Source organism: Pantoea sp. X-Soil-ISGK-421, from assembly GCF_059730785.1.
In genome coordinates, this window is record NZ_AP035979.1 from 507,620 (window position 1) to 532,675 (window position 25,056).

The window sequence follows — 25,056 nt, forward strand, 5'->3', positions numbered from 1 at the left end:
TCAGTAACGCTGTAATCAGGAAAGTTTCCCGACTGCAGCAGCGATTTCTGGCAGTGCAGCACGCGCAAACAGCTCTTCAAAATCAGGCAGATGGCCGAGAACTTCACGGTTGCAGGCATCCTGATAAATGATCCAGCCATAAGTCGCCAGGCTGTCCATGGAGCGAATGTTGCGCTGCGTTAATGCTGCTTTGTAATCCGCCATACGTTTAGCGGCGATCAGGCTGGCCAGCTCGTCATCGCTGTAGCTCTCAATCGCTGAGCGAGCATGGCGTTGCAGCCGGCTTATCAACGTGAAATCTTCGGTCATCAGCAGATTACGTACCGCTTTTTCGACTGCTGGATCTTCCACCGCCGTGCCTTTCGGCAGTTTGCCCAGCGCCAGCTGCTGCGCGAGGCTCAGAACGGTGTAATTATTCAGCAGAACAAACATTTCCAGCGTATCGGTCGCGCCGTAAGCCGGTACCGCACCGTTGGCAATGGTTTTACCGTCACGCCATGCCGATTTGAATTTCGTGACCTGATGCGCAGCCAGCGACGTCGACAGCTCTTCCAGCAAGTCTTTGCGTGATTTGGCTTTCAGGATCTCGGTGCCATCCTGATACAGCAGCAGCGAACGCGGCATCACGTAAACAAAGTGGTGGCACTCGGTTTCCCAGTTATCCAGCAACCAGGCAGCGCGTGGCGATTGGGTCGCTTCCAGATGCCAGTTCAGCATGGTCAGCACCGCTTGTTTGTGCACCTGCGCCATTTCGTCTTCATCAGCGATAGAGCCAAACAGCACTGAGTCACCTGCCGCGTGGGCAGCCAGCGATCCGTACGGATCGTACTGATAAGCAAAACCGCCGCTCATGCCGTTGCCGAAGCCTTTACCAAAAGTGCCGAGGTTAAGGATGGCGCCGTTGGTCATGTATTCGCAACAGAAGTCGCCAACACCTTCAACCACGGCGGTTGCGCCGGAGTTACGCACGGCGAAACGGTCACCCGCCTGGCCCTGCACGAACAGACGACCGCCGGTTGCGCCAAATAGCGCGAAGTTACCGATCAGCACGTTGCCGTCACTATCCTGTGCACCGCCGCCTGGTGACATCACCACCAATTCGCCGCCGCACTGGCCTTTGCCGACACCGTCGTTACAGGTGCCGTAATGCTTCATCTGCATGCCGTCGTTGCAGAACGCGCCAAACGACTGACCGGCAGAACCGCTGGTGTTAATCAGCACGGTGGCGGGTGCCAGATAGTGACGACCGCGATCGTCTTTCAACACCGCTGGCAATGCTGCCAGCTGCTCTTTCGAGAGTTCATGGTTCAGCATGCGTTCGATATCGATCGCCAACTGGCCACCCACGCTCTTGTTACGGTTGTTCAGCGTGATGCCCGCGCCCAGCGCGATTTCACGGCTCGCTTCGCCAACCAGCTGGGTTTTCAGCTCGCTGACCCAGCCATCATCCAGCTCAAAGTCTTTTTCCAGATACACCGGCTTGGCAATTTTCTGCTCTGGCACCACGGTCAACATGGCGCGCAGATCGAGTTTGCCAACTTCCAGCGGGTGATCCATCAAGTGCAGCAAATCGGAACGGCCACGCGCTTCACGCAGCGAACGCAGACCGAGACGCGCGAGGAATTCACGTACTTCCTGTGCCACGTTGATGAAGTACTGCGCCAGCTGGCGCGGATCGCCATCAAAGGCTTCGGCATTGGTGGTTAAACCGGCCGGGCATTTGACGTTACAGTTTTTCGCCATCACGCATTTCAGCATCATCAGCGCAGTGGTGCCGAACTCGAAGCTGTCGCCACCGAGCAGAGCAGATTTGATCACATCGCTGCCGGTCTGTTGCGCGCCGGAGCAGCGCAGCTGCACTTTGTCGCGCAGGCCGTTGGCACACAGCGCCTGATGCACTTCGGCAATACCGATTTCCGCGACGCGGCCGGTATATTTCAGGCTGGTAACCGATGCTGCGCCGGTGCCGCCGGTATTACCCGCCACGTTAATCACATCGGCGCCAGCTTTCGCCACGCCGACGGCGATGGTGCCGATACCTTCGGACGACACCAGTTTAACAATGACGCGCACGCGCGCGGCTTTGCAGTCGTGGATCAGCTGAGCCAAATCCTCGATTGAGTAAGTATCGTGGTGCGGCGGCGGTGAAACCAGCTCAACACCCGGTGTACCGCCACGTGCTGCGGCAATCTCAACGGTCACTTTTGCTGCTGGCAGCTGACCGCCTTCACCGGGTTTTGCGCCCTGACCGATTTTGATCTCCAGCTCTTCCAGCATTGGGTCAGCCAGATAAGCCGCCCAAACGCCGAAACGACCGGATGCCAGCTGTTTAATGCGTGAGGCACGGATGGTGCCGTGACGTGAATAGTGTTCACCACCTTCACCACAGTTACTCATGCCGCCAACCATGTTCGTTCCGTGCGCGACGGCTTCGTGCGCAGGTGCAACCAGCGCACCGTGGCTCATGGCACCGGAAGCAAAGGTGCGCGTGATTTCATGTGCCGGTTGAATCTCTTCCAGCGGCAGCGATGGCAGGGCGGTGAAGATCAGCGACAGATAATCCGCGGCTTTACCATAAGCGGTAATGTGCAGCACGCCATCCGCCACGTTACTGCTCTCGATATCGTCGGTGAAACGGGTTTTCAGCGCACGTGACAGCGCTTCCAGACGCTCGTTCTCTGGTTTCAGGCCAGCAATCGCATCGATCAGGCGCAGTTCGAACTGGTTCAGGCTGCCGTTCACCGCTTCGCATTTCAGACCACGCGTGGCGAAGCCGTTGTTCACCAATGAATAGCGACCCAGTTTGCGACCAAATTCGGCTTCGCTATCCACGTGGGTCAAATCGCACGGCAGCGCGAGGATATCGCGCAGCGCCGCAGGACGACGTTTACGTTCGGCATGCATCAGGCCGGAGAACTGACGGTAATCTGGCGTGATGGCAAAGGTATCGATCACCTCATTCGGAATGCGCTCGAAGCTGCTGTCTTTAAAGGCTTCTGCTTTAATGTTGAAAGCGTTATCCAGTTTGGCCAGCGTCATCAAACGAATAAAGTTGTCCTCTTCGCGCTCTTTGTTAGCAAAGCGAATCGGTTGTTCCGTCATATCAATAAAGGTACGCACCGCGATGGTACCGTACGAGTGGCCAGCACCTTCAGCACGCTCTTTGAACAAGCCGAGCAGAGGCACTTCCGCTTCGCCCTGAATTTTCAGCGAGCTTTGATGCCAATCTACCGCCATCTGAGCGATTGCCGGGAAGCCCGCGCCGCCAACCGGGGTTTTGATATTCGGGAAGTACTTTTTCAGTACCGGATCGTCGGTATTCAGGAAGTTTGGCTCGAAGAACTCGCCGCAGCTGTAGCTCTCAACGGTACACAGGCCAACTTTGCCCATGGTTTTCATCAGCGCTTTTTCGGCTGCCTTGGCATAGCGTTTAAAGGCTTTGTTGCCTTCCTCGCCTTCACCGAATTTCTCTTCTGCACGCATCTGCACGCCGAGTGGGTAAACAGCGGAGGCGCCAAAGCCCAGCGTCGCCGCAATATGGTGTGAAGAGATGCTTTGACCGCTTTCGACCACCAGCGAAACATCCAGACGCAGACCTTCCTGCACCAGACGTTGGTTGATCGCCGACACCATCAGCAGCATAGGGATCGCCGCGTGTGTTGACGAGATGTGGCGATCGGTGATCACCGCGATGCCACCTTGCTGGCGTGCGAAATCCACCACTTGCTGCGCTAAGTCATCAATGGCTTTTTCCAGCGCGTTGGCGTTGGCTGCACGGCTGACGATATCTTTGCCGACTACAGGCTCGTACAACATCTCGAAGCGCGCGTAAGGGGCAACGGTTTGCTCGCGCAGGCGCAGCATGTCGAGGTGCGTCAGGATCGGCGTTGGAACAATGATTTGCTGGCCTTTGCTGCGGCCGAGATGCGGTTTTGCACCTAAAGCGACGCGTAGCGTCATGCCATCCGCTTCACGAATTGAATCAAGCGGCGGGTTAGTGACCTGCGCAAAGCGTTGTGAGAAGTAGTGGGCCATGCCGCCTTCATGGTCTGACAGGCCGTTGATGGCGTTGCCGTAACCCATCGCCGAGATCTTCTCAGCGCCGGTTTGCAGCATCGGATCCATCATGAATTTGAAGCTTTCCTGGTTGTAGTAGTAAGCGACAAAACGCTGATAGGTTTTGAGGTCACCACGATAACGCAGTGGCGAGCCGAGTTGTTCGGCCTGAATCTCTGGCAGATCGCCCAGATCGACGCGCGCTTTGCTCAGCAGCGAAAGGTAATCTTTCTCGGCCGCCAGTTTTTCCAACGCTTCTACCGTGGTGTAAGAGCGTTTCTCTTTGTGATCGTAATAGAGCATGCCGCCCGCTTCGATACGGCCGCGACGCAGTACGCTTTCTGGCGGGAAGGCGATCTGGCCCGCTTCAGACATCGCACCGATGTATTCCGCGGTTTCAACGGAGCGCAGTGGACGCAGGCCGAGGCGGTCAAGACGTGCACCAATCACTTCACCGTTACCGAAGATCAGCGCGGCTGGACCATCGTTTTTCTCTTCGTATAAAGAGAAGTACTCCAGCATGGCGCGCACTTCGTTAGAGAGCGAGGTATCGTTCTCCCAGGCCGGTGGCATCATGGAGACGACAGCGTTAATCAGGTCGAGGTTGTCTTCCATCAAACGGCTGTGAATGCTCTGATCGAGACGTGAGCTGTCTGACTGACCTTTTGGACGCACGATTTTTTTACCGCGCGCCAGCATCAGCGCCGCTTCGGCGATGCGGTTTTTACGATCGGTATTCAGCTCGCCGTTGTGCGCCATTAAGCGGAACGGTTGCGCCATGGTGGTGTGCGGATCGGTGTTGGTAGAGAAGCGGGTGTGGAAGAACAGCCCGCGCACCTGATGGTCCGCATCGGTCAAATCTTTGAAGTAAGGAATCACTTCATTGGAGTTCAGGCGTGCTTTAAATACCTGCGTGCGCGAGGAGAGCGACAGCGGATAAAGACCGCCGAATTCGCTTTCGGTAAAGGCGCGAGCTTCGATATCCAGCAGTGCGCGATAGATCTGACGCTCGAATTCGAGTTGTTCAGTCACCTCCTGCGGCGCAGCAAAAATCCACTGCACAATCGGCAGCTGGAATTGCAGGGCGGCTGGGCGCGTCACGCTGCTGTCCAGCGGCATATCGCGTTTCACTAATACCGGGAAGTTGTGCGCTGCCAGCGTTTCTTCAACCAGGCGCTCAGCGTTAGCACGCAACTCCGCGTCTTTTGGCACAAAGAAGTTACCCACGCCAAAGCGACCCGCTTCTAGCGCCAAGCCGGTGACTTTGCGGAAGAAGTTCAGGGAGAGATCGACGTTCACACCCGCGCCATCGCCCACGCCTTCGGCAGACATACCGCCACGGTGCGGTACCGTGCACAGCGCGCTATGGGCCATCCGCAGAATTTCATGAGTCTGCTCGCCGTCCTTACGGGTAATGAAACCTACACCACAGCTATCACTTCCGGCTGATGGGTCATACAAACCATAGGGATTCGGTTTTTGCGTGGACATTGAGAGTCTCCTTAAACTTCTTTTGACATTACCTGCATTATTTCGTGTACCGCAGCGTGACTGATTCAGGCTGCGCGGCGGTATCAATTCTTGTGCCGCTCAGTAATAAGCGGGCGTCGCAACACCGAGCAAGGGCTCTTAAGACACTGTTGTCACGTCCTTAATGAGCTGCTCTTAATTCCGGTCTCTTTCGGGAGATAGCTTGCATCTAGAGGGAGTCTTCTTGCTGCATAGATATGCCGAGACACAGGCCCACCAGGAAAGCTCCCAGTGGAATTCCAACTTATCGGGAAAGCGAACTCAGGTCAAATAGCCAGCTTTGTTGAGGGTAATCGGCTTTATTGTGGGTTAATGCAATGATTAGTAAGGAAATGTCGCGTAAATATATGTCAATCTCACGCTGAGTATTACCCCAGGAAGTGTGAGCCGTCTCACTGTGACCCAGCCCTCTAATATCCAAACAATGCTGGCAGGCATGCTTATAACAGCATTTAATTCTGTAAGGGGCAGTTGATACACAGCATGTATCTGTTTTTCTTATGGCGTCATATTTGAATTAAAATGGCGCTGCCATTAGTAAAATTAATCACGTGAGTCTTGCTTAAAAAATCATTAAAGTTGAATGGGTATGCAATAAGGGTGTGCGGCCATCAGGACAAATGGCTGCCAGGGTGCTGATTAGCACAGGATGTTGAGAAAAGGGCCGCAAAAGCGCGGCCCTCCAGATTATTCAGTTGGCAGAATTAGTCAAGCGCTTTGCGCATATAGAAGGGAACGTCGGCGAAATCACGCTGTGATGCACCATTACAGGGCATAACCCGCGCGATACTGTAGGGTGAAGCGGCGCAGCGTAGCGATAATTACGCTATTATGGGCCAGATTTCGTTCAGGGAGCTCGTAATGAAACAGATTCGTCTTTTAGCGCAGTACTACGTTGATTTGATGGTCAAACTCGGCCTGGTACGCTTTTCGCTGCTGTTAGCCTCGGCGCTGGTGGTGCTGGCGATGGTGGTGCAGATGGCCGTCACCATGGTGTTGCGCGGACATGTGGAAAGCATCGACGTTGTACGATCTATCTTCTTCGGTCTGTTGATTACGCCCTGGGCGGTCTATTTCCTCTCGGTGGTGGTCGATCAGCTGGAAGAGTCGCGCCAGCGTCTATCGAAACTGGTGGATAAGCTTGAAGAGATGCGCACGCGCGATCTTGAGCTGAACCAGCAGATGAAAGAGACCATCACCCAGCTTAATCAGGAAATTAACGATCGTATTAACGCTGAGCAGGCGCGTGAGCAGGTGATGGATAAGCTGCGCGAAGAGATGGCACGCCGCGAGCAGGCGCAGATTGAGCTGGAACAGCAATCCTCTTTCCTGCGCTCTTTTCTTGATGCGTCACCGGATTTGGTGTTTTACCGCAACATTGATAAGCAGTTTTCAGGCTGTAACCGCGCCATGGAGCTGCTGACCGGCATGAGTGAAAAGCAGCTGATTGGCCTGACTCCGCGTGATATCTATGATGATGAAGCCGCCACCAAAGTGCTGGAAACCGATGAGAAGGTGTTCCGCCACAATGTGTCGTTGACGTACGAGCAGTGGCTGCAATATCCCGATGGGCGCAAAGCCTGTTTCGAAATCCGTAAAGTGCCCTATTACGACCGTGTGGGTAAACGCAGTGGTCTGATGGGCTTTGGTCGCGATATTACCGAGCGTAAGCGCTATCAGGACGCGCTGGAGAACGCCAGCCGTGAGAAGACCACCTTTATTTCTACTATCAGCCACGAGCTGCGTACGCCGCTTAATGGCATCGTCGGGCTGAGCCGTATCCTGCTGGATACCGATCTCAATCAGGAGCAGCTGAAGTACCTCAAAACCATCCATGTTTCGGCTATCACGCTGGGCAACATCTTCAATGATGTCATCGAAGTAGACAAAATTGAGCGCCGCAAGGTGCAGCTGGATAATCAGCCGCTGGATTTCACCGGCTTCCTCGCCGATTTGGAAAATCTCTCCGGCCTGCTGGCGCAGCCAAAAGGACTGAAGTTTGTCATGGCACCGGAACTGCCGCTGCCGCATAAAATCTCGGCAGATGGTACGCGTCTGCGTCAGATTCTGTGGAACTTGATTGGCAACGCCGTGAAATTTACCCAGCAGGGCGAGATAGTGGTGCGCGTGGCCTATCGTCAGGATGAAACGTTGCACTTTGAAGTGCAGGATTCCGGTATGGGCATTCCACAGGAGGAGCAGGATAAGATCTTCGCCATGTATTACCAGGTGAAAGATCAGCACGGTGGCAAACCGGCGACGGGCACCGGCATTGGTTTGGCGGTATCGCGTCGTCTGGCACAGGCGATGGGTGGCGATATCAGCGTTAGCAGCATCGCGGGGCAGGGTTCTTGCTTTACCGTCGAGATCAACGCGCCACGCGTCGCTGAGGAAGTTGAAGACGATAATCTGGATGACAGCATGCCGTTACCGGCGCTGCATGTCTTGCTGGTGGAAGATATCGAACTCAACGTCATTGTGGCGCGCTCGGTACTGGAAAAGCTGGGCTGCAGTGTAGACGTCGCGATGACCGGCACGGATGCGCTGGCGATGTTTGATCCGCAAGAGTTTGATCTGGTTCTGCTCGACATTCAGTTACCGGATATGACGGGTCTTGATGTGTCGCGTGCCATCCATCAGCGCTATGCGGGTTCATCATTGCCGCCGCTGGTAGCATTGACGGCGAACGTGTTGAAAGACAAAAAAGAGTATCTCGATGCCGGCATGGACGATGTGTTGAGCAAACCGCTCGCCGTAACGGCGCTAACAGCGGTGATCAAGAAGTTCTGGGATTATCAGCAAGAGGCGGAAGAGATTGTTAATGACGCCGCTGACGAGCAGTCACGCACGCTATTAGATGTGCCAATGCTTGAGCAATACATTGAGCTGGTTGGCCCAGGCTTGATTACACAAAGTCTCACTATGTTCGAACAGATGATGCCGGGTTATCTCGACGTGCTGGATTCCAACATGATGGCGCGCGATCAAAAAGGCATTGCTGAAGAAGGACACAAGATTAAAGGCGCAGCAGGCTCGGTTGGCTTACTACATCTGCAGCAGTTGGCGAAACAGATTCAATCACCGGAATTACCAGCGTGGTGGGACAACGTGCAGGAGTGGATAGACGAACTAAAACAGGAATGGCTGAAAGACGTAAACGTATTACGTGAGTGGGTAGCGGAGCGGGAAAAATTACAGGACGTTAGAAAAAAATGACCCCAGTCGAAACTGGGGTGCGCGAATACTGCGCCAACACCAGGGAAATGGGTACTGCTGCTATGATTAGAAATCGAATAAGAAAGCAGCAGTTCGGTATTGGTTAACGCTATAAAATCACCTTAACAAATTCGCCAACGCTTGTGACAAGATTCATTAAATTGTGTGATGTTGAGCAGCGATTAAATACAGAAAACATTAATTTGCTGACACAGTCAAGCAAGGAATTAATTTCTTTGCCATATTGCATCTTTTTTGACCAATTGTTCTGCTTTTTGCCTGGTTTTGCTTCAGTTACTCGCAGGAAAAGCCAGGCAGAAGCATAGAAAATCTGATTCTGACATAAAATAGGATTTAAGTAAGGTTAACGTGCTGATATTCATCGGTAAAACGAGTTTTTTTGATGGGTTATCCAAAACGTTTTGGAAACCTTCGGTAGAAAGTTCCAGTTTCCAGTTTAATGAATAATGTAAACCAAATGAGAGATAAATCGCTTTACCATCAATGAGGGTGAATTAAGGCGATAAAGGGTGAATTCTGCCAGTTTTTTCAGAATGGTCTCGGTTATCAATGAGCATCTTCGAACGCTACTAAAAATGATAGTTAAGTATTGTGAAAGGTTTTGCGTGATCGATATCACATTCAGTTAAGGGTTTAGACAGGCAGCTACTGTTGTATTAGTCATCATGGAACCGATTCCTTTTTTATGGAAGTGCTTGATGTGATTGGCTCTAATAGAGCAACGTTGATTGCGCAGGCAACAATCTCCCCTGAAGGTTTTGCCGTTCTGAGGATAAATTTTGGTGGTTAATGGTAGGTGCTTGCTATTGTGACTTGGGTAATTGATTAATGCCGGGAACAGGTAAGAGAAAATTGCATGAGTAAGAATAAAGGGACGTTGGGAAAAAAGATAAAAGTGCTGATTGCAAAAGTGCTGCTGGCTTGGCTAGGCATCTGGTTAGCGGGTATTTTGCTGTTTGCCTTTTTGCCTGTGCCGTTCTCGGCGGTGATGGTGGAGCGGCAACTCGGCGCCTGGTTTACAGGGCGCTTCGATTATGTCGCACACTCCGATTGGGTTGGCATGGATGAGATCTCGCCGTGGATGGCGTTAGCGGTGATCGCCTCGGAAGATCAAAAGTTTCCTGAACACTGGGGCTTTGATGTTGACGCTATCCAGTCTGTACTGGATAACGATGGCAATGAGCGCATGCGCGGGGCTTCAACCTTGTCTCAGCAGACAGCAAAAAACCTGTTCCTGTGGGATGGCCGCAGTTGGATGCGTAAAGGGCTGGAAGCGGGGTTGACGGTAGGAATTGAAACCGTCTGGACTAAGCGACGTATCCTCACGGTTTATCTCAATATCGCTGAATTTGGCAATGGCGTGTTTGGCGTCGAAGAGGCTTCGCAGCGCTACTTCCATAAACCGGCCAGCCGGCTGACCATGTCTGAAGCGGCGTTACTGGCGGCTGTCTTGCCTAATCCGATCCGTTTCCGCGCCGATGCACCCTCGGGCTATACGCGCCAGCGTCAGCAATGGATTATGCGGCAGATGCGACAATTGGGCGGCGAGGGCTTCCTGAATCGCTATAAGCTGCACTGAAAGGATTAATCTTCGTCAAATCCTGCTTCAAACAGTTCAATGACTGCCGCCAGCGCCTGCTCTTCCTGCGGGCCGCTGGCTTCGATTTCAATATGGCCGCCTTTTGCTGAATCGAGCATCAGCAGTGCAATCACGCTGCTGGCTTCGGCTTCGGTGCCCGATTCGTTTCGCAATAACACTTCAGCATCGAAACTCTGAACCAATTCAAACAGCTTCATCGCCGGGCGCGCATGCATGCCCAGTTTATTCCGAATTTCAACGGTTTGCTTCACGGTCATGATTTACGTTTTTCCAGAGTGCGATGACGAGACTGCACATTTTTACCGCGTGAGCGGAAATAGTCCGCCAGTTGTTCAGCAATATACACAGAACGATGCTTCCCGCCGGTACAACCGATGGCGACGGTAAGATAGCTGCGGTTATTGGTTTCCAGCATTGGCAGCCACAGTTCCAGATAGCTGCGCGTTTGATAGATGAAGTTGTGCACTTCGGTGTGGCGATCGAGGAAAGCGGCAACCGGGCGATCCAGGCCGGTCATCGGACGCAACTTGGGATCCCAATGCGGGTTAGGCAGGAAGCGCACATCAAACACATAATCGGCGTCGATTGGGATGCCGTGTTTAAAGCCAAAGGACTCAAACACCATCGTCAATTCACGCTCGCGTTTGCCCAGCAGGCGCGTACGCAACATTTCTGCCAGCTCGTGAACCGACATTTCTGAAGTATCGATAATCAGGTCAGCGCGCGAGCGCAGTGGCTCCAGAAGATCGCTCTCTTCATCGATGGCGCTCTCCAGTGACAGATTTTTGCTAGAGAGTGGATGCAGGCGACGCGTATCGCTATAACGTCGGATTAGCGTATTGCGATCGGCATCGAGAAACAGCAACTGCGGCGAGAAAGTATCGGGCAGATTATTGAGTGCGGCTTCAAAAACTTCCGGCGATTCGGGCATATTACGCACGTCAATGCTCACCGCCGCAGAGATATTACGTTCGGTTAAGGTATTTGCCAGTTCCGGCAGCAGCACCACCGGCAAGTTATCGACACAGTAAAAGCCCATATCTTCAAGGGCACGCAGCGCAACTGATTTTCCTGAGCCTGACCGACCGCTAACGATCATCAGCACCATCACATTTCTCCCGTTTTAAACCGGCGAATACGCCGGTAAAGTGTTTGTCGCTTAAGAGTGTGCTTCCTGAGCTTCTGTGATAATGGCGTAGAGCTCTTCGTCGCTTTGTGCCGCACGTAAACGACGGCAGACGGTTTTATCCGCCAGACGTTTGGCCACTAGCGAAAGCGTGTGCAAGTGGGTCTTACACTGGTCCGCTGGCACGAGCAGAGCAAACAGCAGGTCAACCGGCTGATTATCTACCGCATCAAAGGCGATGGGTTGATCAAGGCTGATAAACACGCCTACAGCACGTAACGTGTCCTCTTCCAGCTTGCCATGTGGAATGGCGATGCCGTTGCCGATACCGGTACTGCCCATACGTTCGCGGGTCAGGATGGCTTCGAAAAGCGTCTGGTGTGGCAGATTGAGCTGCTTCGCTGCCAGCTCGCTGATAATTTCCAGCGCGCGTTTTTTGCTCTGGCAGTGTACGCCGCTACGGGTACAGTCCAGCGAAAGGACCGAGCTCAATTCCAGTGTTAGATCGTTGTTCATCATCGTTTCACTTGCGAGTTCACTGTGCCGTGAGGTTCAGGCAATTGATTTCATTGCCGTTCGCCCGTTGGCGCTTGCGCAGATGACAAAACGGGGCGGTAATATCCGCCCCATTTTTGCTCTAAGTGCCGAATCAGTCGGCACTCTGCAAGCGTGAAGGTTAGTGTTTTTTCAGTTTGTCTTTGTGTTTGGTCAGCTGACGGGAAAGCTTATCGATTAACCCGTCGATGGCCGCGTACATATCTTCCGCTTCCGATGTGGCGTGCAGCTCCCCGCCGTTGACGTGCAGTGTTGCATCCGCAATCTGCGTCACCTTCTCTACTTTTAGAACAATATAAACCTGATTGATACGATCAAAATAGTGTTCCAGTTTGGCAAATTTGCTATTTACAAATTCACGCAGAGGTTCGGTTATCTCAACATTAAGTCCGGTAAGGTTTAGCTGCATAGGTCTTCCTTCTTCGTTCGGTCAAACCAATTGCTTACGCTGGTTTGATGGCGGTATCGATAAAGACTCGCGATATTTAGCAACCGTACGTCGCGCTACCATGATGCCCTGTTCGGATAACATGGAGGTCAGTTTGCTGTCGCTCAAGGGTTTTGCGGGATTTTCCGCCGAGATTAATTTTTTCACCAGTGCACGAATCGCCGTAGAAGAGGCTTCGCCACCGCCTTCGGTGTTGACGTGACTGGAGAAAAAATACTTCAGTTCAAAGATGCCACGCGGGCTGTGTAGATACTTCTGCGTGGTGACGCGGGAAATGGTGGACTCATGCATATCAACAGCCTGAGCAATGTCTGCCAGCACCATTGGACGCATATACTCCTCACCCTGCTCAAAAAACGCCTGCTGCTGTTCAACGATACAGCGTGTCACTTTCAGCAGCGTATCGTTACGGCTCTCCAGGCTCTTAATCAGCCACTTGGCTTCCTGTAAGTTGCTGCGAATAAACTGATTATCGCTGTCATTACGTCCTGCTCCGCCCATCGCAGCATACTGCTGATTGATTTTCAGGCGCGGCATGCTGTCGGAGTTGAGTTCAACCGTCCAGCGCTTGCTGATTTTACGAACCAGCACATCGGGAATGACATATTCGGGTTCGCTGGTATTGATCGACTGGCCTGGGCGCGGATCGAGCGACTGAATCAGCAGCATCGCGTCCTTAAGCACTTCTTCCTTGAGACGCGTCACGCGCATCAGGCTGCGGAAGTCATGATTGGCCAGCAGATCGAGGTGTTCACTAACAATCAGACGTGCTTCAGCCAGCATCGGCGTTGCGGCGTCGTATTGCGATAGCTGTACCAGCAGGCAATCACGTAAATCGCGTGCACCCACGCCGACCGGATCGAAACGCTGCACGCGTTTGAGCACGGCTTCTACTTCTTCCAGCGCCAGCTCTTCATCGCCAATACTGTCATAAATGTCTTGTAAGCTGACGGTGAGATAACCGGTGTCGTCAATAGCATCAACGATTGACGTGGCAATCGCGCGATCGGTATCAGTGAACGGTGTTAACTCAACCTGCCACATCAGGTAATCCTGCAGCGATTGGGTGGTTTCGCCCTGATAGATGGGCAGTTCGTCGTCCTGGTAATCGGTGCCCGTGCCTGAAGGTGTTCCAGCGGTGTAGATTTCGTCCCAGGTTGCGTCGAGAGGAAGCTCATCGGGCATTTCTTTCTGTTCAAGTGCCTCGCGCGTGTCTAAAGAATCACTTTCCTGATCCTGAAATTCGCGTGCGTCGACTTCTTCATGCAGATCGGTTTGCTCAAGCAGCGGATTGCTTTCCAACGCCAGTTGCAGTTCTTGCTGGAGTTCAAGCGTAGAAAGTTGCAGCAAGCGAATTGCTTGCTGCAACTGTGGAGTCATCGCCAGCTGTTGGCTGAGCCTGAGTTGCAAACCTTGCTTCATAATTCGGTAAGAATTTCCTAAGCAAACGTAGGGTGTTACAACACCTTATCAGAGTCTGAACTCTTCGCCCAAATAAACACGCTTAACCTGCTCATCTACAAGAATTTCATCAGGCGTGCCATGGGCAATCAAATGTCCCTGGCTGACGATATAAGCGCGTTCACACACCGCGAGGGTTTCACGCACGTTGTGGTCAGTAATCAGCACGCCAAGGCCGCTGTCACGCAAATGCTCGATGATTTTCTTGATGTCGATAACCGAGATCGGATCAACACCGGCAAATGGCTCATCCAGCAAGATAAATTTAGGATTAGCGGCCAGCGCGCGCGCAATTTCCACACGACGACGTTCACCACCCGATAGCGCCTGGCCCATGCTGTCTCGCAGATGGGCGATATGGAACTCCTCCATCAGCTCGTTGGCACGATCCTGACGCTGCTCTTCCGTCAAATCATCACGAATCTGCAGAACTGCCATCAGGTTGTCGTAGACGCTCAGGCGGCGGAAGATCGAGGCTTCCTGCGGCAGATAGCCGATGCCGCGACGCGCGCGCGCATGCAGAGGCAGAATGCTGATATCTTCATCATCAATCACAATGCGGCCCGCATCGCGCGGCACAATACCGACCACCATGTAAAACGTGGTGGTTTTACCGGCACCGTTTGGACCCAGCAGGCCGACAATCTCGCCGGACTTTACCTGCAGGCTAACATCTTCCACCACGCGGCGGCCTTTGTAGGCTTTCGCCAGGTTCTCAGCGATTAGTGTAGCCATAGCAATCAGTTACTCTTTTTAGGGCTCGCGGACGAACCGTTTTTGTCCTGCAGCTGCGACGGTACCAGAACGGTGGTCACGCGCTTGCTCTCACCCTGGCTGAAGGCCTGCATCTTCTGCTCTTTCACCAGGTAAGTGATGCGGTCGCCTTTGATATTGCTGTCCTGCTGCTGAATAAAGGCATTACCTGTCAGCTCAACAAAATCATTCGCCAATTCGTAATGCAGCTTACTAGCATGCCCTTGCACTGGCTTGCCGCTGTCCTGCATCTGATAGAAGGTGGCTGGCGTACCGTAAGCATCAACGATGGTTTTTTTACTGTCACCGCCCGGACGGGTGACCACCACTTTATCGGCGGTAATCTTGATGGAACCCTGAGTCACAATCACGTTGCCGGTAAAGGTCGCGACGTTGCCCTGTAAGTCCAGCGCCTGGTTGACCGAGTCAATATTCACCGGTTTATCGGAATCGCCGGTTAACGCCAGCGCAGGCAGGCTCGTTGCCAGCAGCGTAGTCACCAGCAATAACTTAAGGCTATTTTTTTTCATTTTGAATTTCATAGGAAGTTTTGACCTTTTCAAGCAGCTCAGCATGTTTCGTCCGTAAATTGCCGCGCATTTTCATGCCAGTGGAATTAAAACTGCGGCCAAAAAGGGTGACTTGATCGTCAGATGTCACATCCTGGGTGACCAGATTAACCTGAGCGTTATCGGTAAGGATGCGCTCAAGCTGTGAATCCTGGGTCAACGAATTAACCACAACGTTACCGTATAGATAAAGCATACGATCTTTAGTCAGCTTTGCCTTATCAGCGCGTACTGACCATGTTGCCACTTTATTTTCGTCATACGTGGTCATCACCGGATTATCAAACCAACTTATCTCATCGGCAGCAAAGTAGGTCACTTTATCCGAGACCAGTTTATAGCCCAGCGCACCCGTAGGGTTATACACCACCGTATTCGATTTCTCGCTGGTATAGGTCGGGGCTTGATCGTTGGTCGCCATCGGCGTTTTGTCGTCATCCTGGTTGGTGAGATTCCAGCCGATCAGCACTAAGGCGATCAAGGCCAAAATCAGCGTCATCCAACGCCTGCTCTTACTCATATTGATTGCCCTTTGGCATCCTCAAACTTGTTTTGCGCCATCAAAATCAGATCGCACAACTCACGTACTGCGCCGCGCCCGCCCGCGATGCGGGTAACATAATGCGCGCGCGGCAGCAAAATTGGGTGAGCATCGGCAACGGCAACACTTAAACCCGCCTGCGCCATTACCGGCCAGTCGATCAAATCATCGCCAATATACGCAACCTGCTCGGCAGATAATGACAGTTTATCCAGAAGTTCACGCCAGGCCAAAAGCTTATCCGATTGTCCCTGGTAAAGATGCGTAATGCCAAGCGTCTTGCAGCGATCTTCCAGCAGTTTTGCCTTACGGCCGGTAATAATAGCCACTTCAACGCCTGAGGTCAGCAGGCAACGCACGCCGTAACCATCGCGCACGTTAAAAGCCTTTAGCTCTTCACCGCTGTTACCCATATAAATCACGCCATCGGACATCACACCATCAACGTCGCAAATCAGCAGGCGAATCTGCGCAGCTCGCGCCATGACTTCTGCGTTCACCGGACCGTAGCAAGTCTCGACCATCGCCGTTTCAGCACTCATTATTTATTCCTGTTCAGACCACGCCAGCGCGCAGCATGTCATGCATATGTACCACACCGAGCAGGCGATCGTCATCGGCCACCAGCAGGGCGGTGATGTTTTTGTTTTGCATCAAATTAAGGGCGTCGACTGCCAGCATATTGGGCCGCACGCGAATGCCGCCGCTGGTCATAACATCCTGAATACTGGCCGTCTGGAAATTGATGCCCATATCGAATACGCGGCGTAAGTCACCATCGGTGAAGATGCCTTCAATTTTCATTAGGTCATCAACAATTACCGTCAAGCCGAGATTCTTACGGGTAATTTCCAGCAGCGCGTCGCGCATCGACGCATCACGGCTCACGTGTGGGATTTCATCGCCGCTGTGCATGATATCGCTGACGTGCAGCAGTAGTTTGCGTCCCAGCGCACCGCCAGGATGCGACAGCGCAAAATCTTCCTGAGTAAATCCGCGCGCTTCCAACAACGCCACGGCCAGCGCATCGCCCATCACTAATGTGGCGGTGGTGCTGGTGGTTGGTGCCAGGCCGAGCGGACAGGCTTCCTGCGGCACTTTCACGCAGAGATGCACATCAGCGGCGCGCGCCATCGCACTCTCCGGACGACCGGTAATACAAATTAGCTGCACTTTCTGGCGCTTTAATACGGGAACTAAGGCGAGGATTTCGCCGGATTCACCGCTGTTGGAAATCGCAACCACCACGTCATTGGTGCTGACCATGCCGAGATCGCCGTGGCTGGCTTCGCCGGGATGAACAAAAAAAGCGGGTGTGCCGGTGCTGGCAAACGTCGCCGCCATTTTTTTACCGATATGCCCGGATTTGCCCATGCCCATTACCACCACTTTGCCGCGGCAGGCAAAAATCATCGCGCAGGCGCGATCGAAATCGTCATTGATATATTGATCAAGCTGCTCCAGCCCTTCGCGTTCGATGCGCAGCACCGCTTTACCCGCATGCTGAAAATCGAAATCCGGTTGCTGATGTGACATGGTCAGTCCGTCCTTAATAGCTTGTGATAAGCATGGGGCTGAGCCACAGCCACAGCACCCACGCGACAAATCCACCTAATAATAGTGTGCCTGCGATGCGACCAATACGCCGTTTGCGCAGCAGGCAGAGCAGGGCGAACAGTACGCTGACCGCCAGCATCACCCAGTAATCACGTGCAAAGGCATGGGCATCAATGCTGCCGGGATGAATCAGCGCCGGCAGGCCGAGCACAATCGCCAGGTTAAAAATATTCGCGCCAATTAAGTTGCCGATGGCGATATCGTCTTCACCTTTTAGCGCGCCAGCGACTACCGTGGCCAGTTCAGGCAAGCTGGTACCGACGGCAATTAGCGTCAAGCCCATCACCAACTCGCTTACGCCAAAGTAATCGGCAAAGACGGTTGCATTGTCGATTACCATGCGCGTCGACATTGGCAAAATAATCAGCGCCACCGCCAGCCAAAGAAAAGCCACGGTATTGCCAGCTTCATCACGTGGCAGTTCGGCCAGCTGTTCACGCGTTAGCGTGTCGTTGTTGTCGCGTTCGGCACGGCGAGCAATGCGGATCACCACCAGCAAATAACCCAGCGCAATCAGCAGCAATGCGATGCCATCGATACGGCTAAGGTGATTATCAAACAGCATGATGCCGCTGAGCAGTGTGACCAACAGCATCAATGGCAATTCGCGCCGAATCAGATTGGAGTGTACTGTCAATGGGTGCAGCAGCGCCGCGCCGCCAAGAATTAAGAGAATGTTGGTAATGTTTGAACCCAGCGCGGTGCCTACCGCTAAATCCATCTGTCCATGCTGTGCAGCCGAAAAGGAAACAATCAATTCCGGTAAGGAAGTGCCAATGCTCACCACGGTCATGCCAATGATCAACGGTGGAATGCCGAAGGATCGACAGAGGATCGCGGCACTGAACACCAAACGATCGGCGCCGTAGACCAGTAAAATCAATCCGATAAACAGCAAGGCTGAGGCTACGAACATTAATAATCCTTGATGGATGGAGGTGTCGGCGAACCTTATCCGACAAGTAAAAACATGCTGCACGCGGTTATAAGCGCTGATTTTGACTGTGTGAGAGGCAAAAGTAAATTTTAAGGCCGTTTTCGCCACACATAGTGGGTAAGTTTCTGTAAAACTATCGTGCATTTGAGGTTAACAGGCTAACATCCACAGCTTTAACCACGCCCGATCCGCATAAAGAGGTAAAGATGATTCAGCAGCAAACGAATCTGGTTGAGGTTCGTGGCGTCAGTTTCACGCGCGGCAATCGTACCATCTTCGATGACATCTCGTTAACAGTACCCGCCGGCAAGGTCACTGCCATTATGGGACCGTCCGGTATAGGTAAAACCACGCTTTTGCGACTGATCGGCGGGCAGCTGCAGCCTGATAAAGGCGAGATTTGGTTTCGCGATCAGAATATCCCGACGCTTTCCCGCACCAAACTGTATGAAGCACGCAAAAAGATGAGCATGCTTTTTCAGTCGGGTGCACTTTTTACCGACCTCAACGTTTACGAAAACGTTGCGTGGCCATTGCGTGAACATACGCAGCTCCCTCCAGAATTATTGCACAGCACCATATTGATGAAGCTGGAAGCGGTAGGTTTGCGTGGGGCGGCTAAACTTATGCCCGCAGAGCTCTCTGGCGGCATGGCACGTCGCGCTGCGCTGGCGCGTGCGATCGCGCTGGAGCCAGAACTGATCATGTTCGATGAGCCTTTTGTGGGCCAGGATCCGATCACTATGGGCGTGCTGGTGAAGTTAATTGATGAACTTAATCATGCATTGGGTCTGACCTGTATTGTGGTTTCACACGATGTGCCTGAGGTCTTGAGCATTGCCGATCATGCCTATATTGTTGCCGGACAAAAAATTATTGCTCAGGGCAGCGCGCCGGAACTGCGGGAAAATCCCGATCCGCGTGTGCGCCAGTTTATTGAGGGTCATGCGGATGGCCCGGTGCCATTCCGTTTTGCTGCGGGTGATTATCTCAGCGACTTGACCCGCTCAGGGAGAACGTAAACTGATGTTGTTACAGGCGCTAGCGTCATTTGGACGTCAGGGAATTAATACCTGTGCCGCTTTTGGCCGCGCAGGCCTCATGCTATTTCATGCGCTGGTGGGTAAGCCCGCGTTTCGTCGACATGCGCCGCTGCTGATAAAACAGCTGTACAGCGTAGGCGTGTTATCGTTGCTGATCATCGTGGTATCCGGCCTGTTTATTGGCATGGTGCTGGGTCTGCAGGGTTATCTGGTGCTCACTACCTATAATGCTGAAACCAGCCTTGGCATGCTGGTGGCGCTCTCGCTGCTGCGTGAACTCGGACCGGTAGTAACGGCATTACTTTTTGCGGGCCGAGCAGGTTCAGCCTTGACGGCAGAAATTGGTTTGATGAAAGCCACTGAACAGCTCTCCAGTATGGAGATGATGGCCGTTGATCCACTACGTCGCGTAGTATCACCGCGTTTCTGGGCCGGCTTTATCAGCATGCCGCTGCTGGCGCTGATCTTCACTGCGGTAGGTGTTGCCGGTGGCGCGTTGGTTGGCGTGAGCTGGAAAGGGATCGATCCCGGCTTCTTCTGGTCGGCGATGCAGAACGCGGTAGATTTCCGCACTGATGTCGTCAACTGCATGATCAAGAGCGCAGTCTTTGCCGTCACGGTAACCTGGATTGCGCTATTTAATGGCTATGATGCCATCCCGACCTCGGAAGGGATCAGTCGGGCGACAACGCGTACCGTGGTGCATGCTTCACTGGCGGTACTCGGTTTGGATTTTGTGCTGACAGCACTGATGTTTGGGAATTGATGCAATGCAAAGCAAGAAAAACGAAATCTGGGTTGGCGTCTTTATGCTGGCTGCGCTGTTGGCGCTGTTGTTCCTCGCCCTGCGCGTCGCCGATCTCAAATCCTTTGGCACCCAGCCGACCTGGAAGCTGTATGCCACCTTCGATAATATCGGCGGATTAAAAATCAGTTCACCGGTTAAAATTGGTGGTGTGCTGATAGGCCGGGTGGCGGATATTTCGCTGGATCAGAAAACATTGTCACCGCGCGTGACCATGGATATTAGCGAAGACTACGCTGACAAAATCCCGGATACCAGTTCGCTGGCAATCCGCACCCAAGGTCTGCTCGGCGAACAGTTCCTGGCGTTAAATCTGGGTTTTGACGATCCGGAACTCGGTTCCGCGATGCTGAAAAATGGCGGCACCATTCGTGACACCAAGTCAGCCTTGGTGCTGGAAGACCTGATCGGTCAATTCCTCTATAAGAGCGGCGATAACAAACCTGACGACAAATCACAGGGTGCCGAGAGCGCACCAGCAACACCTGCTACAACGGAATAACCTACGAGGTAAAACATGATGTTTAAGCGTTTACTGATGATTGCCCTGTTGGCAATTGTACCGCTGGCTGCCACTGCAGCAGACCAGAGCAATCCTTATAAGCTGATGAACGAAGCGGCGGATAAGACCTTTACGCGCCTGAAAAACGAACAGCCAAAAATCAAGCAGGATCCGAACTATCTGCGAGAAGTAGTGCGTCAGGAACTGATGCCTTACGTACAGGTAAAATATGCCGGTGCCTTGGTGCTCGGTCGCTATTATCGCGACGCGACGCCTGCACAACGTGATGCCTACTTTGCCGCGTTTGGTGATTATCTGGCGCAGGCTTACGGCCAGGCGCTGGCGCTTTACAACGGTCAAACCTACCAGATTCAGCCGGAGCAGCCGATTGGCGATGCCAAAATCGTGGCGATCCGTGTCACCATTATCGATCCGAATGGTCGTCCACCCGTGCGCCTCGATTTCCAGTGGCGTAAGAACAGCCAAACTGGCAACTGGCAGGCGTATGACATGGTGGCAGAAGGCATCAGCATGATTACCACGAAACAGAATGAGTGGGGCGACCTGCTGCGTACCAAAGGCATTGATGGCCTGACTGCTCAGCTGAAAAAATACGCCGCACAGCCGATCACCCTGGATAAAAAGCAATAATGAGTGAACCGTTACGCTGGCAGCGCACTGCCAGCACGCTGGCTTTAAGCGGCAAATTAGATCGTGATACCTTGCTGACCTTGTGGCAGGAACGTGACACTGCGATGGCGGATATCACCACGATTGATGTCGCGGGGCTGGAAAGGGTGGATTCGGCAGGTTTAGCGCTGCTGGTGCATCTGCGTGAAATCGCGCGTGCCCAAGGCAGCGCACCGCTTTTCTCCGGGATCTCCGATAAACTCCAGTCACTGATAACGCTGTATAACCTGCAGCAGATTATTGTTTCTGCGGAAAAAATCGCCTGATTGTCGGATGTCGATGCTAAGCCCCTGATTTTTTCAGGGGCTTTTGCGTATTTAAGAGTCAGACGCTTTCCTCTAAGATGTCTGCCTTATTATTATTAAGTGAAGTAACGAGCGATGGAAAATAGTGAAGTTCAGGCCGTGCTGATGCAGGCGCTGGCATTAGAAGAAGTACACGTACTCAGCAACGATGGCAGCCATTTTCAGGTCATCGCGGTGGGCGAAATGTTCGGCGAACTGAGTCGTGTGAAGAAGCAGCAGGCTGTGTACGCGCCGCTGATGGAATATATTGCGGATAACCGTATTCATGCGGTTTCCATCAAAACTTATACCCCAGCCGAGTGGGCGCGCGACCGTAAACTCAACGGTTTCTAAGCGCCTCACCGGTTGTTTTTTTGATAGATAATTGAGAGCCGTGTTAATGGACAAATTTCGTGTGCAAGGCCCCACCCGTTTAAGTGGTGAAGTGACCATTTCCGGGGCGAAGAATGCTGCGTTGCCGATTCTGTTTGCTGCACTGCTGGCAGAAGAGCCGGTAGAAATTCAGAACGTGCCGAAGCTGCGTGATATCGATACCACCATGAAGCTGCTGAATCTGCTGGGTGCGCGCGTTGAGCGCAATGGTTCGGTCCACGTTGATGCTCGCGAAGTTAATGTCTTCAGTGCGCCATACGATCTGGTGAAAACCATGCGTGCTTCGATCTGGGCGCTGGGTCCGCTGGTGGCGCGTTTTGGCCAAGGCCAGGTTTCGCTACCGGGCGGTTGTGCCATCGGTGCGCGTCCGGTTGATCTGCATATTACTGGCCTGGAACAACTGGGTGCGGAAATTAAGCTGGAAGAAGGCTACGTTAAAGCTTCTGTGAATGGCCGCCTGAAAGGCGCGCACATCGTGATGGACAAAGTGTCTGTCGGCGCGACCGTTACCATCATGAGCGCCGCCACGCTGGCGACCGGCATCACCATCATTGAAAACGCTGCGCGTGAGCCGGAGATTGTCGATACAGCAAACTTCCTCAACACGCTGGGCGCGAAAATCACGGGCGCAGGTACAGACAAAATCACCATCGAAGGGGTTGAACGTCTGGGCGGCGGTGTTTATCGCGTACTTCCAGATCGTATCGAAACCGGTACTTTCCTGGTTGCAGCGGCGATTTCACGCGGCAAAGTACTGTGCCATAAAACTCAACCAGATACGCTGGATGCGGTATTGGCCAAACTGCGTGATGCCGGTGCGGATATTGAAGTGGGTGAAGATTGGATCAGCCTGGATATGCATGGCAAGCGTCCAAAAGCGGTGAATATCCGCACGGCGCCGCATCCGGGCTTCCCAACTGACATGCAGGCGCAGTTCACGCTGCTGAACTTGGTGGCAGAAGGAACCGGTGTGATTACCGAAACTATCTTCGAAAACCGCTTCATGCATATTCCCGAGCTGATTCGTATGGGCGCGCATGCTGAAATCGAAAGCAACACGGCGATTTGTCACGGTGTTGAAACGTTGTCGGGTGCGCAGGTGATGGCAACCGATTTACGAGCATCAGCGAGCCTGGTGCTGGCGGGTTGTATTGCAGAAGGCACTACCTTGGTTGATCGCATCTATCACATCGACCGCGGTTATGAGCACATTGAAGATAAGTTGAAAGCGATGGGTGCCAATATTGAGCGCGTAAGCGGCGAGTAATCTCTTCCTTCGCAGATAAAAAAACCAGTCACGGTAACGCGGCTGGTTTTTTTTCACGTGTTCACCATCAGACCTGTGTACGATCCTTCAGAGATCGTATGCGCTTCTTCCGATCCCGCAGCAGGCCAGTAACGGGGTCATAATAGCGGCTTGGCCAGATCTCTGCCGGGTGTACTTTGATCGCATTAGCAATCAGCCATTCACCCTTGGGCCAGGGCCGCGACAGCGCATTGGCCAGCGTCGAGGAACTCAGCCCTGAGTCACGAGATAATGCTGCCAGTGATGTGCCTTTCTTGCGCAGTGCAGCAATGATGTCAGCCGGGTGCCAGTCCTCTTTCCTTGTGTACATAACTTCTTCTCCGTGTCCGTGTTGTTACTTCATCTCTACTGCAAAATCTTTCCCGTTGCAGAGATTTCTGGAAAAAATCCGCATTTTTATAGCAAATGTTTCCTATAAATTTCCAGTAATTGTTTGCTCGGCGCACGAAACTGCGTCGCTTTTCTCAAAAGCGATGTAAGGAATGTAAGAGGAAGGAGGGCGGTTGAGAAAGGAAACGGGGCCAATTGAGGCCCCGCTGAAATCAGAAGTCGCGCTGCACGGACATGTGCGCCAGAGCCTCGAGCGCGCTGCGCCACGGGGTTTCAGGCAATGCCTGCAATGCTGCGATCGCTTTATCAGCTTCCTCTTCAGCACGTTTACGCGTCCACTCTAGCGAGCCAGTTTGTTGCATCGCCGCCAGCACCGGTTCCAGAAGATGACGACCGTTGCCTTCTTCAATGGCCTGGCGAATCATCTGCGCCTGCTCAGGCGTTCCGTTGTGCATCGCATGCAGCAATGGCAGCGTGGGTTTGCCTTCGCTCAGGTCATCACCGGTATTTTTACCCAGCGTTTCGCCATCGGCACTGTAATCCAGCAAATCATCAATGAGCTGAAAAGCGGTGCCGAGATAGCGACCATAATCCTGCAGCGCTTTCTCCTGCGCTGGCGTAGCCTCGGCTAATATTGCCGACGCCTGCGAAGCGGCTTCGAACAGGCGGGCGGTTTTGCTGTAAATCACCCGCATGTAGCTCTCTTCAGTGATATCGGGATCGTTGCAGTTCATTAACTGCAGCACTTCGCCTTCCGCGATCACGTTGACCGCTTCCGACATTAGCGCAAGGATCTTTAAGGATCCCATACTGGTCATCATCTGGAAGGAGCGTGTATAGATAAAATCGCCCACCAGCACGCTAGCCGCATTACCAAACGCAGCATTAGCGGTAGCTTTGCCACGGCGCATATCGGATTCATCCACCACATCATCGTGCAGCAGCGTCGCCGTATGGATAAATTCGATCAGCGCTGCATTGGTGATGTGCAACGAACCCTGATAATTCAATGCGCGTGCCGAAAGCACAGCGATCATCGGACGGATGCGTTTGCCCCCGCCGCTGATGATGTAATAGCCCAACTGGTTAATCAGTGAGACTTCTGAATTCAGCTGTTCGAGGATGGTCTGGTTGACGGCCGCCATGTCCTGCGCGGTTAATTCATTAATCTGTTCTAAGTTCATTCGTCTTTTCAGCTTTACTCGTTTTTTGCATGGTAAGCGCTTTACACAGCGTGAGTTCAGGTAATCTGTTACTGATTGTACTTGAAAAA

General features: G+C 52.9%; 23 protein-coding genes. 9 read left to right on the forward strand and 14 right to left on the reverse strand.

What is annotated here, in order from left to right; genetic code table 11:
- Positions 1-15 precede the first annotated feature (15 nt).
- Entirely contained in the window at positions 16-5,547 is a 5,532-nt protein-coding gene (locus AC6I8K_RS02260) for a glutamate synthase-related protein (protein ID WP_064737763.1), read from the reverse strand.
- 900 nt (positions 5,548-6,447) lie between these two features.
- On the opposite strand from AC6I8K_RS02260, the gene arcB reads away from it, so the two are divergent.
- Positions 6,448-8,802, forward strand: a complete 2,355-nt coding sequence (gene arcB / locus AC6I8K_RS02265) for an aerobic respiration two-component sensor histidine kinase ArcB (RefSeq protein ID WP_483816700.1) — start codon at positions 6,448-6,450, stop codon at positions 8,800-8,802.
- A gap of 877 nt (positions 8,803-9,679) precedes the next feature.
- Complete coding sequence (gene mtgA / locus AC6I8K_RS02270) at positions 9,680-10,402, forward strand: monofunctional biosynthetic peptidoglycan transglycosylase (protein WP_483816701.1); 723 nt, start codon at positions 9,680-9,682, stop codon at positions 10,400-10,402.
- A 5-nt stretch (positions 10,403-10,407) separates the two neighbouring features.
- On the opposite strand, the gene npr is transcribed toward mtgA, so the two are convergent.
- From npr to AC6I8K_RS02325, 11 genes are all read right to left on the reverse strand, one after another.
- Entirely contained in the window at positions 10,408-10,680 is a 273-nt protein-coding gene (gene npr / locus AC6I8K_RS02275; protein WP_008104379.1) for a PTS phosphocarrier protein NPr, read from the reverse strand.
- Complete coding sequence (gene rapZ, locus AC6I8K_RS02280; RefSeq protein WP_064737760.1) at positions 10,677-11,531, reverse strand: RNase adapter RapZ; 855 nt, start codon at positions 11,529-11,531, stop codon at positions 10,677-10,679. The genes npr and rapZ overlap by 4 nt, the downstream gene beginning before the upstream one ends.
- A gap of 51 nt (positions 11,532-11,582) precedes the next feature.
- Complete coding sequence (gene ptsN, locus AC6I8K_RS02285) at positions 11,583-12,065, reverse strand: PTS IIA-like nitrogen regulatory protein PtsN (protein ID WP_175501705.1); 483 nt, start codon at positions 12,063-12,065, stop codon at positions 11,583-11,585.
- Positions 12,066-12,225: 160 nt separating this feature from the next.
- Complete coding sequence (gene hpf / locus AC6I8K_RS02290) at positions 12,226-12,513, reverse strand: ribosome hibernation promoting factor (RefSeq protein ID WP_064737759.1); 288 nt, start codon at positions 12,511-12,513, stop codon at positions 12,226-12,228.
- A 21-nt stretch (positions 12,514-12,534) separates the two neighbouring features.
- Positions 12,535-13,974, reverse strand: coding sequence for an RNA polymerase factor sigma-54 (gene rpoN / locus AC6I8K_RS02295; protein ID WP_483816702.1), 1,440 nt, complete (start codon positions 13,972-13,974; stop codon positions 12,535-12,537).
- 48 nt (positions 13,975-14,022) lie between these two features.
- A complete protein-coding gene (gene lptB / locus AC6I8K_RS02300) occupies positions 14,023-14,748 on the reverse strand; it encodes an LPS export ABC transporter ATP-binding protein (RefSeq protein ID WP_007886624.1) in 726 nt (241 codons plus the stop codon).
- 5 nt (positions 14,749-14,753) lie between these two features.
- The gene (lptA, locus tag AC6I8K_RS02305) at positions 14,754-15,308 is read right to left on the reverse strand and encodes a lipopolysaccharide ABC transporter substrate-binding protein LptA (RefSeq protein WP_064737757.1); all 555 of its coding nucleotides are present in this window, start codon (positions 15,306-15,308) and stop codon (positions 14,754-14,756) included.
- Positions 15,283-15,855: an LPS export ABC transporter periplasmic protein LptC gene (gene lptC / locus AC6I8K_RS02310; RefSeq protein WP_064737756.1), complete on the reverse strand. Its 573-nt coding sequence runs from the start codon at positions 15,853-15,855 to the stop codon at positions 15,283-15,285. The genes lptA and lptC overlap by 26 nt, the downstream gene beginning before the upstream one ends.
- Positions 15,852-16,418, reverse strand: coding sequence for a 3-deoxy-manno-octulosonate-8-phosphatase KdsC (gene kdsC, locus AC6I8K_RS02315; RefSeq protein WP_064737755.1), 567 nt, complete (start codon positions 16,416-16,418; stop codon positions 15,852-15,854). The genes lptC and kdsC overlap by 4 nt, the downstream gene beginning before the upstream one ends.
- A gap of 13 nt (positions 16,419-16,431) precedes the next feature.
- Positions 16,432-17,412: an arabinose-5-phosphate isomerase KdsD gene (gene kdsD / locus AC6I8K_RS02320; RefSeq protein ID WP_064737754.1), complete on the reverse strand. Its 981-nt coding sequence runs from the start codon at positions 17,410-17,412 to the stop codon at positions 16,432-16,434.
- A gap of 13 nt (positions 17,413-17,425) precedes the next feature.
- Entirely contained in the window at positions 17,426-18,409 is a 984-nt protein-coding gene (locus tag AC6I8K_RS02325; RefSeq protein ID WP_064737753.1) for a calcium/sodium antiporter, read from the reverse strand.
- A 227-nt stretch (positions 18,410-18,636) separates the two neighbouring features.
- Here AC6I8K_RS02325 and mlaF point away from each other — a divergent pair, with 227 nt between their 5' ends.
- The 7 genes from mlaF to murA all read left to right on the forward strand — a co-directional run bounded on the left by mlaF (position 18,637) and on the right by murA (position 23,414).
- A complete protein-coding gene (gene mlaF / locus AC6I8K_RS02330; protein ID WP_064737752.1) occupies positions 18,637-19,452 on the forward strand; it encodes a phospholipid ABC transporter ATP-binding protein MlaF in 816 nt (271 codons plus the stop codon).
- Positions 19,453-19,456: 4 nt separating this feature from the next.
- On the forward strand, positions 19,457-20,239 hold the full coding sequence (mlaE, locus tag AC6I8K_RS02335; RefSeq protein ID WP_064737751.1) for a lipid asymmetry maintenance ABC transporter permease subunit MlaE: 783 nt from the start codon (positions 19,457-19,459) through the stop codon (positions 20,237-20,239).
- A 4-nt stretch (positions 20,240-20,243) separates the two neighbouring features.
- Complete coding sequence (mlaD, locus tag AC6I8K_RS02340; protein ID WP_064737975.1) at positions 20,244-20,780, forward strand: outer membrane lipid asymmetry maintenance protein MlaD; 537 nt, start codon at positions 20,244-20,246, stop codon at positions 20,778-20,780.
- An 18-nt stretch (positions 20,781-20,798) separates the two neighbouring features.
- Complete coding sequence (gene mlaC / locus AC6I8K_RS02345) at positions 20,799-21,431, forward strand: phospholipid-binding protein MlaC (RefSeq protein WP_064737750.1); 633 nt, start codon at positions 20,799-20,801, stop codon at positions 21,429-21,431.
- On the forward strand, positions 21,431-21,736 hold the full coding sequence (gene mlaB, locus AC6I8K_RS02350; protein WP_064737749.1) for a lipid asymmetry maintenance protein MlaB: 306 nt from the start codon (positions 21,431-21,433) through the stop codon (positions 21,734-21,736). Before mlaC ends, mlaB begins: the two co-directional genes overlap by 1 nt.
- 114 nt (positions 21,737-21,850) lie before the next feature.
- Positions 21,851-22,108 (forward strand): BolA family iron metabolism protein IbaG, encoded by a 258-nt coding sequence (gene ibaG / locus AC6I8K_RS02355; protein ID WP_008104351.1) that lies wholly within the window; start codon positions 21,851-21,853, stop codon positions 22,106-22,108.
- 46 nt (positions 22,109-22,154) lie between these two features.
- Positions 22,155-23,414, forward strand: coding sequence for a UDP-N-acetylglucosamine 1-carboxyvinyltransferase (gene murA / locus AC6I8K_RS02360; RefSeq protein ID WP_064737748.1), 1,260 nt, complete (start codon positions 22,155-22,157; stop codon positions 23,412-23,414).
- A gap of 67 nt (positions 23,415-23,481) precedes the next feature.
- On the opposite strand, the gene AC6I8K_RS02365 is transcribed toward murA, so the two are convergent.
- The gene (locus AC6I8K_RS02365; protein WP_483816704.1) at positions 23,482-23,763 is read right to left on the reverse strand and encodes a helix-turn-helix domain-containing protein; all 282 of its coding nucleotides are present in this window, start codon (positions 23,761-23,763) and stop codon (positions 23,482-23,484) included.
- Positions 23,764-23,995: 232 nt separating this feature from the next.
- Positions 23,996-24,967, reverse strand: coding sequence for an octaprenyl diphosphate synthase (gene ispB / locus AC6I8K_RS02370; protein ID WP_064737746.1), 972 nt, complete (start codon positions 24,965-24,967; stop codon positions 23,996-23,998).
- Positions 24,968-25,056 lie beyond the last annotated feature (89 nt).

Bases quoted from the DNA above. Each gene is read 5' to 3' on its own strand.
- AC6I8K_RS02260 (WP_064737763.1), bottom strand. From the start codon at position 5,547: ATGTCCACGCAAAAACCGAATCCCTATGGTTTGTATGACCCATCAGCC.
- arcB (WP_483816700.1), top strand. From the start codon at position 6,448: ATGAAACAGATTCGTCTTTTAGCGCAGTACTACGTTGATTTGATGGTC.
- mtgA (WP_483816701.1), top strand. From the start codon at position 9,680: ATGAGTAAGAATAAAGGGACGTTGGGAAAAAAGATAAAAGTGCTGATT.
- npr (WP_008104379.1), bottom strand. From the start codon at position 10,680: ATGACCGTGAAGCAAACCGTTGAAATTCGGAATAAACTGGGCATGCAT.
- rapZ (WP_064737760.1), bottom strand. From the start codon at position 11,531: ATGGTGCTGATGATCGTTAGCGGTCGGTCAGGCTCAGGAAAATCAGTT.
- ptsN (WP_175501705.1), bottom strand. From the start codon at position 12,065: ATGAACAACGATCTAACACTGGAATTGAGCTCGGTCCTTTCGCTGGAC.
- hpf (WP_064737759.1), bottom strand. From the start codon at position 12,513: ATGCAGCTAAACCTTACCGGACTTAATGTTGAGATAACCGAACCTCTG.
- rpoN (WP_483816702.1), bottom strand. From the start codon at position 13,974: ATGAAGCAAGGTTTGCAACTCAGGCTCAGCCAACAGCTGGCGATGACT.
- lptB (WP_007886624.1), bottom strand. From the start codon at position 14,748: ATGGCTACACTAATCGCTGAGAACCTGGCGAAAGCCTACAAAGGCCGC.
- lptA (WP_064737757.1), bottom strand. From the start codon at position 15,308: ATGAAATTCAAAATGAAAAAAAATAGCCTTAAGTTATTGCTGGTGACT.
- lptC (WP_064737756.1), bottom strand. From the start codon at position 15,855: ATGAGTAAGAGCAGGCGTTGGATGACGCTGATTTTGGCCTTGATCGCC.
- kdsC (WP_064737755.1), bottom strand. From the start codon at position 16,418: ATGAGTGCTGAAACGGCGATGGTCGAGACTTGCTACGGTCCGGTGAAC.
- kdsD (WP_064737754.1), bottom strand. From the start codon at position 17,412: ATGTCACATCAGCAACCGGATTTCGATTTTCAGCATGCGGGTAAAGCG.
- AC6I8K_RS02325 (WP_064737753.1), bottom strand. From the start codon at position 18,409: ATGTTCGTAGCCTCAGCCTTGCTGTTTATCGGATTGATTTTACTGGTC.
- mlaF (WP_064737752.1), top strand. From the start codon at position 18,637: ATGATTCAGCAGCAAACGAATCTGGTTGAGGTTCGTGGCGTCAGTTTC.
- mlaE (WP_064737751.1), top strand. From the start codon at position 19,457: ATGTTGTTACAGGCGCTAGCGTCATTTGGACGTCAGGGAATTAATACC.
- mlaD (WP_064737975.1), top strand. From the start codon at position 20,244: ATGCAAAGCAAGAAAAACGAAATCTGGGTTGGCGTCTTTATGCTGGCT.
- mlaC (WP_064737750.1), top strand. From the start codon at position 20,799: ATGTTTAAGCGTTTACTGATGATTGCCCTGTTGGCAATTGTACCGCTG.
- mlaB (WP_064737749.1), top strand. From the start codon at position 21,431: ATGAGTGAACCGTTACGCTGGCAGCGCACTGCCAGCACGCTGGCTTTA.
- ibaG (WP_008104351.1), top strand. From the start codon at position 21,851: ATGGAAAATAGTGAAGTTCAGGCCGTGCTGATGCAGGCGCTGGCATTA.
- murA (WP_064737748.1), top strand. From the start codon at position 22,155: ATGGACAAATTTCGTGTGCAAGGCCCCACCCGTTTAAGTGGTGAAGTG.
- AC6I8K_RS02365 (WP_483816704.1), bottom strand. From the start codon at position 23,763: ATGTACACAAGGAAAGAGGACTGGCACCCGGCTGACATCATTGCTGCA.
- ispB (WP_064737746.1), bottom strand. From the start codon at position 24,967: ATGAACTTAGAACAGATTAATGAATTAACCGCGCAGGACATGGCGGCC.